Source organism: Rossellomorea sp. GAMAL-10_SWC (genome assembly GCF_049568075.1).
Classification (GTDB): domain Bacteria; phylum Bacillota; class Bacilli; order Bacillales; family Bacillaceae_G; genus Gottfriedia.
This window is the reverse complement of the sequence record NZ_CP144911.1, coordinates 829,712-843,160: the sequence shown is the minus strand read 5'-3', so window position 1 is coordinate 843,160 and position 13,449 is coordinate 829,712. Positions and strand designations below refer to the sequence as shown.

The following is a 13,449-nucleotide window of genomic DNA, read 5'->3' as shown; positions in this document are numbered from 1 at the left end:
ATATTATTTAACTTCTATTGTATCTTTCTTCATCTAAGGTCGAAGCGATCTGCATTCATGACCTTAACCCATGCAGCTATAAAGTCACGCACAAACTTCTCTTTGTTATCATCTTGTGCATACACTTCTACTATTGCACGTAGCACTGAATTTGAACCAAACACTAGGTCAACACTAGTTGCTGTACGTACTTTCGAACCGGACTTGCGATCACGGCCTTCAAATACGTCTCCGTCTACAGGTGTCCACGCAATTCCCATGTCTAGCAAGTTTACAAAGAAGTCATTAGTAAGTGTACCAACTCGATCAGTAAATACTCCGTGTTGTGTGCCATTATAATTTGTACCGAGTACGCGCATACCGCCTATAAGTGCAGTCATTTCTGGGGCAGTTAGGCCTAACAATTGTGCCTTATCTACTAATAGCTCTGCTGAATTTACACTATACTGTTTCTTTTGATAGTTACGGAAACCATCAGCTATAGGCTCTAGCACTGCAAAGCTTTCTATATCTGTTTGCTTTTGTATCGCATCGCCACGTCCTGGAGTAAAAGGAACTTTTACATCAAAACCTGCATCTTGTGCAGCTTTTTCTACTGCGGCACTACCACCAAGTACAATCAAATCGGCCATGCTGACTTTCTTGTGCAGATGGTTTTGTACGCTCTCTAATACATTCAGTACCTTTGCAAGTTGGTCAGGCTGATTTACTTCCCAATCCTTCTGTGGATTTAGTCGAATTCGAGCTCCATTAGCACCGCCGCGCATATCTGAGCCACGGAAAGTACTTGCTGAAGCCCAAGCAGTATTTACTAACTCGCTAATAGTAAGTTCTGTATCTAGGATCATTAATTTAATTTTTTCAACTTCTGCATCAGTTATTTCATATTCTGAGGCAGGTATAGGATCTTGCCAAATTAGAACTTCTTCAGGGACTTCTGGACCAATATATCTTGAACGAGGCCCCATATCTCTGTGCGTTAGTTTAAACCACGCACGTGCAAATGCATCAGCAAAATCTTCTGGATTTTCATGGAAACGACGAGATATCTTTTCGTATTCTGGATCAAAACGCAATGCCATATCAGCAGTAGTCATCATGGTAGGAACACGAACAGTTGGATCTTCTGCATCTGGAGCAAGATCATTTTCTTCAGGATTTACAGCAAGCCACTGAAACGCACCTGCTGGACTCTTAGTAAGCCACCATTGATATTTAAACAATAAGTCAAAGTAACCATTGTCCCATTTTGTTGGGTTCGAAGTCCACGCACCTTCAATACCACTAGTAATTGTGTCACGACCTTTACCAGTGCCATGTGTGCTTAGCCAGCCTAATCCTTGGGAATGAACCGGAGCTGCTTCTGGTTCTGGACCAACATGAGCAGCATCTCCTGCGCCGTGAGCTTTACCAAAGGTATGTCCTCCAGCGATTAGTGCAACTGTTTCTTCATCATTCATTCCCATACGAGCAAAGGTTTCGCGTATGTCACGACCACTTGCTACAGGATCTGGATTACCATTTGGTCCTTCTGGGTTAACATAGATAAGACCCATTTGAACTGCAGCCAATGGATTCTCAAGGTCACGATCACCAGTGTAACGCTTATCCCCTAGCCATTCCGTTTCATTACCCCAGTAGACGTCTTCTTCTGGATGCCAAACGTCTTCACGTCCTCCTCCAAAACCAAATGTTTTACCGCCCATTGATTCAATAGCAACATTACCTGTAAGTATAAATAAATCAGCCCAAGAAATTTTATTACCATACTTTTGCTTAATCGGCCATAGCAGACGACGGGCTTTATCTAGATTTCCATTATCAGGCCAACTATTTAGTGGAGCAAAACGTTGTGTACCAGTTCCTCCACCACCACGGCCATCCCCTGTACGATATGTACCTGCTGAGTGCCAAGCCATACGTATAAAGAATGGACCATAATGTCCATAATCAGCCGGCCACCAATCTTGACTGTTTGTCATTAGATTGTGAAGATCCTGTTTAAGCGCTTGATAGTCTAACTTTTTAAATGCTTCTGCATAATTAAATTCTTCATCCATAGGGTTAGATTTTCTGTCATTCTGATGTAGAATGTTCAAATTTAACTGGTTTGGCCACCAGTCTTTATTTACTGTACCAGCTGATTTCGGAGTAGTAGTGCTACCATGATTAAACGGGCACTTTGCAATGTTAGAATTGTCATTCATTTCCATACTTTTTTCCTCCTTAAAAGTAAATAAATACCCAAATAATTATGTATCTTGTATTACTTTTCAAACAAGATATGATTAATTATTATGCAATCATTATATTAAACTATTACATATAATAATAGAAATAACTATCGCAAATATGATTTTATTCAGAACAATGTGAACAATTGATGACATTAACTTTTTTAGCGCAATACTTTGCCAAACTATAGTTCGAATAGTGACAACAACTAATTCAATCTCATTTCAAACATTACCCCTCATTGTTTTTATGTAAACGTTCATAAGTATAACTTCAAATATTTTCAATTACTTACTTCTACATTTAATACAAATCGACCTGCTATCTAATTGATTTACACCTTTTTTATTTTTCTTAATTAAATGATTTGCAGGTAAGTAAATCAATATCTACCTTTAAAAAAAACGAAAAAAGCTCTTCGAATGTCGAAGAGCTTTTAACTATTACATACCCCAAATTAATGTCCAAAGAGTACCGAAAACAATTGCTACTGCAATAAATACTGCGTAACCTAAATTGATATATAATACTCCTTTATTTTCATTTTCATTCATATGCATGAAAACAATTAACTGAAGACCGCCTTGTAATAATGCAGTTACAATTAAAATAATAAATGATACATTAAACGGTAAATGTAAATAATAAACACTTAAAGCTATGATTGTTAGAACAAGTGATTGGATGAAGCCAACCACTTGATGCTTAGGGAATAATGCGCTCATCCAATCAGTCCTTTCACGTAAACAAAACTAAAGATAAAGATCCATACTACGTCTAAGAAGTGCCAGTATAATGAATAAATAAATGTTTTGTTTGCTGTAGTTTCTGTAATTCCCTCACGAGAAACTTGAATTAAGATTGCAATACCCCATAACATACCGAATGATACGTGGGCACCGTGAGTACCTAATAATACGAATAATGCTGATAATGCTCCACTACTTTGGATTGTTGCGCCTTCATGAACATAAGTAAAGAACTCTGTAATCTCTACTCCTAGGAAGACTGCGCCTAAAGCTAGTGTTAATACAAGGAAGCTTATAAAAGCTTTTTTGTGATTTAATTTTATTGCGTTTACGACTAAACCAATCGTAAAACTACTTGTTAATAGGGCAAATGTTTCTATCATTACACCTTTCATCTCAAATAATTCTTTTTGAGTAGGTGCTGAACCAGTGTTATTTGCTAAAGTGAAGTAAACTGCGAACAATGTTCCGAATAAAGCAATCTCAGCTCCTAAAAATATCCAGAAGCCTAGAATCTTATTAGAACTTTCTTCACCTAGACTATACAGAGGCCTGCTGCTCATAGTGATCACCTCGTAATTTTTTCTCTGTTTCAATAATTTCTTCTTTATGAATATGGAAGCCATGATCGCGTTGGAAAGAACGTGCAATTAAGCAAAGTGCGATAGGAACTGCAAATACAATCATTGGAACCCACCATTCAAATATTAAGAAGAAACCAAATGCCATAAATGCTGCCCCTAAAATGAATGGTATACCACTATTACTTGGCATATGAATATCTGTAATCTCACCTTCAAGTAATGATTTACCTTCTTTTTTAGCTTTCCAGAATGGATCTAAAGAATCAACTTTTGGAATAACTGCGAAATTATAAGGAGCAATTGGACTGCTTGTAGCCCACTCTAATGTTCTTGCATTCCATGGATCACCAGTTGTTTCTCTTGGTGCGTAACGTACACTGTAATAAATATTGTAAACAAGTAAACAGAATCCGATTGCTAACCCTACAGCTCCAATTGTAGCAATCATATTTAATGGACCGAAACCTGACTCTGCACTATAAGTATAAGTACGACGAGTCATACCTTTTAATCCTAATAAGAATAATGGGAAGAATGTTACGTTAAAGCTAACGATAATTGTCCAGAACGTAATCTTACCAATTTTTTCATCTAATTTGAAACCAAATACTTTAGGGAACCAATAGTAGAATCCTGCGATTACCGCAAAAACAGTACCTGGAATTAATACATAATGGAAGTGAGCAACTAAGAACATCGTATTATGATATTGGTAGTCAGCACTTGCCATAGCTAGCATTACACCTGTAACCCCACCGATTGTAAAGATTGGAATAAATGCTAGTGAGTACAGCATTGGAACGGTAAATTCGATCTTACCTTTTCTTAATGTAAACAACCAGTTAAAGATTTTAACACCGGTTGGTATACTAATTGCCATTGTTGTAATACTAAAGAAGCCATTTACAACAGAACCTTGACCCATCGTATAGAAATGGTGAACCCACACAAGGAAACTTAGAGCAGAAATGGCGATCATACTAACAACCATGCTCTTATATCCGTATAAATTCTTTCTTGAGAAAGTAGCTATAATTTCACTGTATATACCGAATGCTGGAAGAATAACGATGTAAACTTCAGGATGTCCCCAAATCCAGAATAAGTTCGCCCAAAGCATATCATTACCATGTGCCATCGTAAAGAATTGAGTACCAAACTCACGATCAAACATCATTAATGCTAAAGCTACAGTTAATACTGGGAATGCGAATACGATAATAACGTTTGTAATTAAAATACTCCAAGTAAACATAGGCAATTTCATTAATTTCAAGCCTGGAGCACGCATTTTTAAAATTGTTACGATAAAGTTAATACCAGTCATTAAGGTACCGAGACCAGCGATTTGAAGCGAAATAGCGTAATAGTTATTCCCAACGCCTGGGCTGAATTCCTTACTAGCTAGTGGGAAATAAGCTGTCCAACCAGCATCAGGTGATCCACCGATAACAAAGCTTAAGTTTAAAAGCATTGCACCTGCAAAGAATAACCAGAAACTTACTGCATTTAAGTAAGGGAAAGCTACGTCACGAGCTCCGATTTGTAAAGGAATAACGATATTCATTAATCCAATAATGAAAGGCATCGCCATGAACAGAATCATAATTAAGCCGTGAGTTGTAAAAATTTCATTATAATGTTGTGCATCTAATATTTTTAAATCTGGTCCTGCTAACTGTGCTCTCATTAGTAATGCGTCTACTCCACCACGGAATAGCATTAATAATGCACACAGAATATACATTACACCGATACGTTTATGGTCAACTGTTGTTAACCATTCTTTCCATAAATAACCCCATTTTTTAAATTTGGTTAAACCAATTACAATAGCAAGTGATACAACAACGATACTCACCATTGCGCCATAAATCATTGGTTCACCTGTTACAAAAAAGTGATCCCATTTAAAACCCATTATTTCATCCCCTCCATATTATCCATGTCATGGTGATCAGATGAATCCTTCATAGAACCATGTTGATGTCCTGCATTTTTTCCTTCTGGAGCTGGTCTAAATCCTAAATGAGTCGAAGTATATGTCTTTCTACCTAAATGCTCAATTTTTAGTAATTTATTAAACTCTGTTTCTGTTAAAGCAGGAGCTGTTTCTTTAACGTCCTTTACCCAGCCGTTAAAATCCTTATTATTCATTGCTAGTACTTCAAATTCCATTCCAGCAAAGCCTTTACCATTGAAGTTACTGTTCTTACCAATATAAGAACCTTCATTGGAAGCAACAAAATTTAATTTAGTTACCATGTCACTCATTGCATATTTTTGTCCACCTAATTGTGGAATCCAAAAACTTGTAATAGGACCGAATGAATAAAGTCTGAATTCTACATTTCTATTCGTTGGAATATTTACATAGTTAACAGTTTCAATTCCTTGTTCAGGATAAGAGAAATGCCATTTCCAGTTTGAAGAACTTGCATAAATAACAAGTGGTTTATCATTTTCATGACCTTTTGGTACACTCTCAACCGCATTTGTTGTTTTAACAGTTACTACTGATAAAACCGCAACAATAATGATTGGGATGACAGTCCAAATAATTTCAAGTGTTTTACTTCCCTCTTCATGAGGCGGTTCGTAATCTTTTGGAAGTTTACTAGCACGATATTTATATAGAATAACAATATAAAGAATGTAAACTACTAGTAAAACTCCTAACATCATCAACATCGAGAAGATAATCGTATCCGCTTGCGTTTTAGCAACAGGACCCTTTGGATTAAGAACTGCAATCTTATCACAAGCACCCATTACTAATGCAACCAGCATGATCATCATGCCCATTAGAAATTTTTTCATTTCGCTCTTCCTTCCTATAACGTAAGTAAAAGTTCAAAATAGTTTTTTTGAATTATTTCTTAGATAAGTATTTTTATAAATTGTCACCAAAATGACAAACAATGTCCACAGTTATAGTAAGATACTTTAATTAAAAAAACAAACAATTAATTTCCATTTTGAAAGGAAAAAAAGAGTGTTCACATTTTAGACATATTTGAAAATATGGTCTTTTCTTTAAAAGCTATTTATATCAATGGTTTAACACGATTGCTCACTTCTTCACAACGTTCACATTTTAGACAAATATTAGTTTTTGATTAACTTTTAGTTCACATTTCGAAACTTTCACATTAGTAAATTAGTATAATATTTTTTATGGAATTTCACGAAATAATCTGTATTTTCACAAAAAAAAAAAAAAAAAATAACGCAGAATGATCTGCGTCAAAAAACAGGGTTATTAATTTGGTGAAGAGAAAAACTACTGTCCTAGCGCGTTCTTCTCTTCTTTAGGGTTTTTGGGGGTTCTAGGGTCGCATTCCACATTTTAATGTGCATACAAACGAAGAACTAAGAAAAACAATGGCTTATTTCTTAAACTTCTTTTATTAATCTTAGATTACCATAAATGAAAATGATTATCAATACCAATTATTGGTTTTTTCATCCATAGAAATAATCTAAATAGCAATTGTTCAAGATAATATGTTCATTAAGAACTGTGCAATCAAAGTTGGATTTTCAATATTAGGTATATGTCCAGCTTTCAAATTATGTATTGTCATCCCTCTTTCCTTTGCACGCTCTACAGATCGAAAAATTCCATAATATAATGGATTTTGTTCTTTTTCTGTACAATTAATATAGGAAGTTCTAATATTGTCTAACTCCTTATTTTTAAGGTTAAGCGGTGTTTTAAAACACTTGTGAGGATGATCAGTTAGACGATGATCATATCGATCTTCATCTACTACTGGAACTTTCCAACCCTCACCTTTTGTATCAATCAAACCTTGAAGGAAATTTACTATTTCATCTGGAAACAAATGAACAACTGCCTCACCATCATTTAATAACATCGCATCTAAATAGATAACTTCATCAATTAATTCTGGAATTCGATCAACTACACCTGAAGCTACTGCACCACCATAGCTATGACCAATTAGAACAATATTATATAAATTTTCATAATGAATCACATTAACAATGTCATTTATTGCAGTGTTTAAATCTATTTCTTTATTCGCTAAATGAAACCTTTCCCCACAACCAGTCATTGTAGGTGTATATACTGTATGACCCTCTTTTTCTAATATTATTTTTACCTCTTTCCATGCCCAGCCCCCTGAGCTCATTCCGTGACAGATAACGATTGTTTTCATCCATTTCACCTTTTCACATTTTTTTGATCTTTGTTTTTTACACAAAGCCAAATAAATATATTCAATGTAAACTTAGTAAAACCCTATTTAGAAAAAATTAAACTTATTTAATTTTTAAGTTATAATGGGAGAAAAAAGGTGGGACATTTATGCCTCAATTATTAATTAAAGGGATTTCAACTGATGATATTTGCATAATTAGTAAGTCTTTAATCGAAGAACTCGCAGTGGTTTGTGAATGTGGAACTGATAATTTTACAATTGATTGTATCCATTCAACTTCAATTTTTAATGGTGAAATTGGAGAAAGCTTTCCATTCATTGAAGTAAGGTGGTTTGAACGTGGCGGTGAAACTAGAGATCGTTTCGCGGCTACAATCGAAAAACATATTAACACTTTGACTATTCCTGAATTTGAAATTGCTTTTATTACATATCAAGAAGATTGTTATTATATAAATGGGAAGAAATTTTCATAATGATATTTCGATATAATTTAGGTCAGCTTAGCAGCTGACCTTTTTTTTTGGAAAATCCATATTTCTGGGGCATGTGTACGTATAGGACAATGTCATTTCAGGACATTTCAACTATGTGGACAAATATACAAACTAAAAAAAATGGTCAACTGACTAAGTACATGATTAGTAAAATTGAATATTAGTATATTAATCGGACAAGTAGGACACAAAAAAATACTACCGATTAGGGAAAGGTGAATAAGAATGAATTTTGAAATTGCAATGACAGCATTTGTTTTCATTATGACAATGGCTGTCATATTCTGGAGACCAAAAGGAATTCATGAAGCATGGCCTGCTTCAGTTGGAGCTATAATCATTCTAGTAACTGGAATTGTTACTCGACACGATTTATATGATATTATTACGAAAATCGGTGGAGCCTCAATTACAATTATTGCAACAATTGTTATGGCTGTTATTTTAGAAAGCTTCGGGTTCTTTCATTGGTCAGCAGCTCGATTAGTTACATTGGCAAAAGGTTCGGGTTATCGGTTATATTGGTATATCCAACTACTATGCTTTTTAATGACATTACTTTTTAACAATGATGGCAGTATTCTTATTACAACTCCAATCTTAATCCTTCTATTAAAAAATCTTCGTCTAAAACCACACCAAAAAATTCCATATTTATTATCAGGAGCGCTAATTGCGACAGCTTCTAGTGCGCCGATCGGAGTAAGTAATATTGTTAATTTAATCGCTTTAAAGATTGTGCATATGACTCTATATATGCATACAGCGATGATGTTCGTACCAGCAACATTAGGGTTAATGTTTATGTCTGCGCTAATGTATGTCGTTCTAAAAAATAAATTACCTGAGACACTACCAATTTCAACAGATGATATTGAAGAATCGTTCTTTATTAAAAACTTCCATCCGTTAAAAACAAAAATTTCTGTTGAAACAAAAAAGAAACGTACAAAATTTATGTTAAAAGTTCTTGCTTTCGTATTTTTAATGAGATGTTTATTATTCGTTGCATCTTATTTATCAATACCGATTGAATTAGTTGCGGTACTTGGCTCATTAGTCTTATTAATTTGGAGATGGTACCACTTAAGAACAACCCCTACAGATATCTTAAAAAAGACACCTTGGCAAATATTAATTTTTGCATTTTCAATGTACGTAATTATCTATGGGTTGCATAATGCTGGGTTAACAGAGTTTTTAGTAAAAGAATGTGAACCAATCGTTAATCAAGGATTATTCCAAGCAAGCTTTATTATGGGCGGTTTAGTAACTGTTTTATCAAATTTATTTAATAATCACCCTGCGCTTATGATTGGAACAATTACGCTAACTGAAATGGGTCTTGACCCAATCACTTTAAAAACGATTTATCTTGCTAATATCATCGGAAGTGACATGGGTTCATTATTATTACCAATTGGTACACTTGCATCATTAATTTGGATGCACATTTTAAAAGAAAACAAAATTAAAGTAAAATGGAAAGATTATTTAGGCGTCACAATAATTGTTATCCCATTAACAACAATCGTTACATTGTTTCTATTATACTACTGGGTACAATTAGTATTCGCACACTAATCAATACTTTTACCTCTAGGAGGAGATCTACATGAGTGATGTATCTACATTGCTTGGTGAACAAGTCTCAGTAAGATTATCTGGAGATGTCATATTCGAAGGAATTCTTACTGATTTAGGACAAGATATTTTAGTGCTTTTTAACGGCATAAAATATTATTATATCCCTTGGATGCATATCCATATGGTATATCAAAATAATGATTTAAAAGAAAAAATAAATAACCCTAATGAACCATCCATTACACAGGAAATGGAGACAATTTCATATCGTAAAATTTTACTAAATGCTAAAGGAATATTTTCAGAAATCTATGTAACTGGTAATATAACTTTTCATGGTTATATTATGAACGTATTAAATGATTATCTTGTATTTTACTCACCTGTATTTCATACAATGTATATTTCATTATCACATTTAAAATGGATCACACCATATAACCATAGAGTGGTGCCATATAATTTAACAAATGAGACACTAGCAGTACATCCACCTACTATTCCTTTACACAGGTCTTTAGAAATTCAGCTTAGAAAAGAAATTGGAAAACTTATTATTTTTGATGGTGGAACAGATCCAATGAAGATTGGGCTTTTAAATAAAGTAGATAATAATCAAATTGAACTTTCCGTTGCGAGTGGACAAAATGTTTATCTAAAACTGGGACATATAAAATCTGTACACTTACCTTAGCTGGATACAACCTTTGATACAAAATGTATTTAAAGGTTTTTTTTTTGAAAAAGCAGGGATTCATTGCTTTACCTTAAAAATATAATGAGTTTTAAGTAAAAAAAGCCCCATGCTATGCTTGGGGCTCTTAATCTTCTAATCTTTATTTACGTATATAGAACCATTTCTCGTTTTAACATTAAGTTGATTTTCACCATTTCCAACCATCGCCTTATTTGTATGATTTTCATCTTTATTTTTCATTTCCCATCCAATATTACCACTAAAACTACCATCATTTGTTTCCGCATTGATTGTGAGATTGTTATCCTTTAGTAGGTCGATTTGAATTTCACCATCATCAGAAAAAATTTTACTATTACCATTTAATAATGCTTCCTCAACATTAATTGCACCATTATTTGTTTTTGCGTTAATTTTTCCTTTATAATCACTTAAGTTAATTTCACCATCATAAGTCGTTATTTCACTTGTTCCGTCTATGTTTGCATGTTCAATCGAAATGCTACCATCTCTTGTAGTGGAATTTAAATTTCCAGAAATATTTTTGATTGTAATTTCACCATCATTCGTTGCAATTTCACTATCACTATTTAAATTTGCATTCGTTAAGCTGATTGAACCATTTCTAGTTTTTGCAACTAAGTTTCCAGTTACATTCTCAATATTGATTTGACCGTCATTTGAATTTATTACTGTTTTATTTTCCTTATTAGTTAAATTTACAGAGCCATTTTTTACGTTAATATAAGTTAAAATACTTTTAGGTAAATCAATATTTAGTTGGGATTTGTCATGATCAAAGTGGAAAATCTGATAGTCATCATTACGAATCTCGATAATCATTTTATCACCAAGTGTTTTTACTGAATAATAATCAGATACTTTTTCACTGTCTTTTTTATTACGATCTGAAACTCTTATATTACCATTTACGTTTACCGCACTAGAATCAGTTCCATTTACACTAATCTCACTATTATTAGCTTTAATAATAACTTCATTAATTGATGAAGTTATCGTTTTCGAATCATTTATTTCAATATTTTTTGATTTGAATGTATAACCTAGTTCTTTGATAAACAGGTGACCAATACTAAATAGTAACGAAACACCCATCATTAATATAAGAAAAAAAATACTAAAACCATGAAAACGAAGTGTGTCTTCTTTTCTTACTATATTGAATAGTAATATTTCAATTCCTAATAAAATACAAGAAACTGGCCATGCATTAATTAGAAGCTTCGAATAAGGAATTGAAATAAAATTTTGTAGAAACCATAGCAAACCAATTGCGATTAATATAATTCCCGCTGTTATAGTGCCAACCTTCCAATTCCTCATACTTCTTTTTTCGTCTTTCCAGTTAATAATTTAATACCAAGTCCAACGAAAACAATACTGATTAGTAAATTTTGTACTAAATTATAGTCAATAAAGATATTGTAATGTCTAGAAATATAATCAGAAGCGTTCTCTAGTAATGATAAGCAACCAAAACCAATTAATACCCAACCAATTAAATACTTATTAAATTTAAATTGATGATTTAGGACTGGCTCATCTACTAATTCAATGTATTCACGATATTTACTATGATATTGAAGCGCATCAAAGTAGCTATAAAATACGATGACTGGTATAAAAAATCCAAAGCTTGACATTAAATGTGTTAAAAATACTGTACCGAAAAATAACAGCATAAACTGCAATCCTCGACTCATTAATCCTAAATAAAAATGGCCAAGACCAGGTAGGATTGCTAATAAATAAACTAATTTTTTACGTTTTTTCAAAGTTTGTACCTCCATTATTTTTTATTTCCTTTCAAAATTTTTGGAATTGGAATTGATAATTTAATTTCTTCACTTTTTTCAATTAACGAAGAAGTCTGATCAATCGTTTGTACAACGTGACGATTCGAATTGGTAATCCGTTCAGTTAATTGAAATTGGAAGAATAAAAGTGTTGCTGCAGCAGCCAATACTAAATGGATTAAGCGAACTTTTTTTGAATTCGTTTTAGATTTCTTTTCATTCGTTTTTTCCGTAATCTGTATTGATTCAGTTTGTTTCATTATTTCGTTTACTAGCTCATCTGAAAAATTAAAATCAGGTGGATTCATCCATTCCATGTCTAATTCATTTAAAAGTTCAAGTTCCGCCTGACATGAGATACATTCATTTAAGTGCTGTTCAAGCAAAAGAGATTCTTTATTTGAAAGCTTCTTTTGTTGATACGATAATAGTTGGTCAGAAGTTAAATGTTTCAAATGATCCCTCCTTTATGCTTGTCTTTAATTAATCGTTTGGCTCGATACAAACGTGATTCTACAGTTTTAACGGCTACATTTAATTTCAAAGCTATTTCCCCATAGGTAAGTTCTTCAAAATAATATAATTTCAATACATCGCTATATGCCTGTGGCAATTCTATTAAATATGAATGAATAAGTTCTTTATCAATCGTTTTTATTAAAGCTTCTTCAGGTGATAATAAATTCTCCTCTGGTAAAGTAGAGAGTAAATCACTAGTTTCATTTTCCTGTTGTTTTACTTGTTTTCTTTTAAAATCAATTGCTTTATTCATTGTAATTCGATAAATCCATGTGGCCAAACTAGATTCCCCGTTAAAGGTTTCGAGAGAACGATACAATTGGAGAAAGACTTCTTGCGAAATATCTTCAGCATCCTTTTGATTATTTGAAACTTTCAATGCTACTGCAAATACTTTTGATTGGTATCTTACTATTAATTCCTTAAATAGTTGATGATTCCCCTTTACTATATTCCTTACTAATTGTTCATCCGACTCCATTGCATCACCTCTTTTCCACTTCCATAACTTTAGACGAAGACAAATTTAAAAACCCTGCAAAAAAAATAAGTTTTTTTATAATTTTTTTCAAAC

At 33.2% G+C, this 13,449-nt stretch carries 13 protein-coding genes; 3 read left to right on the top strand and 10 right to left on the bottom strand.

The annotated features are described in order from the left end of the window. Positions 1–29: 29 nt before the first annotated feature. The 6 genes from katG to V5E38_RS03975 form a co-directional block, all read right to left on the bottom strand. Positions 30–2,213, bottom strand: a complete 2,184-nt coding sequence (katG, locus tag V5E38_RS04000; RefSeq protein WP_499212314.1) for a catalase/peroxidase — start codon at positions 2,211–2,213, stop codon at positions 30–32. 465 nt (positions 2,214–2,678) lie between these two features. Beyond that, a complete protein-coding gene (gene qoxD, locus V5E38_RS03995; RefSeq protein WP_335479136.1) occupies positions 2,679–2,960 on the bottom strand; it encodes a cytochrome aa3 quinol oxidase subunit IV in 282 nt (93 codons plus the stop codon). After that, positions 2,957–3,547 (bottom strand): cytochrome c oxidase subunit 3, encoded by a 591-nt coding sequence (locus tag V5E38_RS03990; protein ID WP_025672298.1) that lies wholly within the window; start codon positions 3,545–3,547, stop codon positions 2,957–2,959. The genes qoxD and V5E38_RS03990 overlap by 4 nt, the downstream gene beginning before the upstream one ends. Continuing rightward, entirely contained in the window at positions 3,525–5,489 is a 1,965-nt protein-coding gene (gene qoxB, locus V5E38_RS03985) for a cytochrome aa3 quinol oxidase subunit I (RefSeq protein ID WP_097975826.1), read from the bottom strand. The genes V5E38_RS03990 and qoxB overlap by 23 nt, the downstream gene beginning before the upstream one ends. Continuing rightward, complete coding sequence (gene qoxA / locus V5E38_RS03980; protein ID WP_097975828.1) at positions 5,489–6,388, bottom strand: cytochrome aa3 quinol oxidase subunit II; 900 nt, start codon at positions 6,386–6,388, stop codon at positions 5,489–5,491. Before qoxA ends, qoxB begins: the two co-directional genes overlap by 1 nt. Positions 6,389–7,065: 677 nt before the next feature. Continuing rightward, entirely contained in the window at positions 7,066–7,755 is a 690-nt protein-coding gene (locus V5E38_RS03975; protein WP_499212313.1) for an alpha/beta fold hydrolase, read from the bottom strand. A 149-nt stretch (positions 7,756–7,904) separates the two neighbouring features. Between V5E38_RS03975 and V5E38_RS03970 the strand changes: the two genes are divergently transcribed. From V5E38_RS03970 to V5E38_RS03960, 3 genes are all read left to right on the top strand, one after another. After that, positions 7,905–8,234: a DUF1904 family protein gene (locus V5E38_RS03970; RefSeq protein WP_499212312.1), complete on the top strand. Its 330-nt coding sequence runs from the start codon at positions 7,905–7,907 to the stop codon at positions 8,232–8,234. Between the two features lie 246 nt (positions 8,235–8,480). Continuing rightward, positions 8,481–9,839, top strand: coding sequence for an arsenic transporter (locus V5E38_RS03965; protein ID WP_499212311.1), 1,359 nt, complete (start codon positions 8,481–8,483; stop codon positions 9,837–9,839). A 31-nt stretch (positions 9,840–9,870) separates the two neighbouring features. Continuing rightward, a complete protein-coding gene (locus tag V5E38_RS03960; RefSeq protein ID WP_499212310.1) occupies positions 9,871–10,536 on the top strand; it encodes a YwrJ family protein in 666 nt (221 codons plus the stop codon). Between the two features lie 135 nt (positions 10,537–10,671). On the opposite strand, the gene V5E38_RS03955 is transcribed toward V5E38_RS03960, so the two are convergent. The 4 genes from V5E38_RS03955 to V5E38_RS03940 are packed head-to-tail and all read right to left on the bottom strand — an operon-like array spanning position 10,672 to position 13,356. Then, a complete protein-coding gene (locus V5E38_RS03955) occupies positions 10,672–11,883 on the bottom strand; it encodes a DUF4097 family beta strand repeat-containing protein (RefSeq protein WP_499212309.1) in 1,212 nt (403 codons plus the stop codon). Beyond that, a complete protein-coding gene (locus tag V5E38_RS03950; RefSeq protein WP_499212308.1) occupies positions 11,880–12,335 on the bottom strand; it encodes a hypothetical protein in 456 nt (151 codons plus the stop codon). The genes V5E38_RS03955 and V5E38_RS03950 overlap by 4 nt, the downstream gene beginning before the upstream one ends. Before the next feature lie 14 nt (positions 12,336–12,349). After that, positions 12,350–12,811 (bottom strand): hypothetical protein, encoded by a 462-nt coding sequence (locus V5E38_RS03945; protein ID WP_499212307.1) that lies wholly within the window; start codon positions 12,809–12,811, stop codon positions 12,350–12,352. Continuing rightward, positions 12,808–13,356, bottom strand: coding sequence for an RNA polymerase sigma factor (locus tag V5E38_RS03940; RefSeq protein ID WP_499212306.1), 549 nt, complete (start codon positions 13,354–13,356; stop codon positions 12,808–12,810). Before V5E38_RS03940 ends, V5E38_RS03945 begins: the two co-directional genes overlap by 4 nt. Positions 13,357–13,449 lie beyond the last annotated feature (93 nt).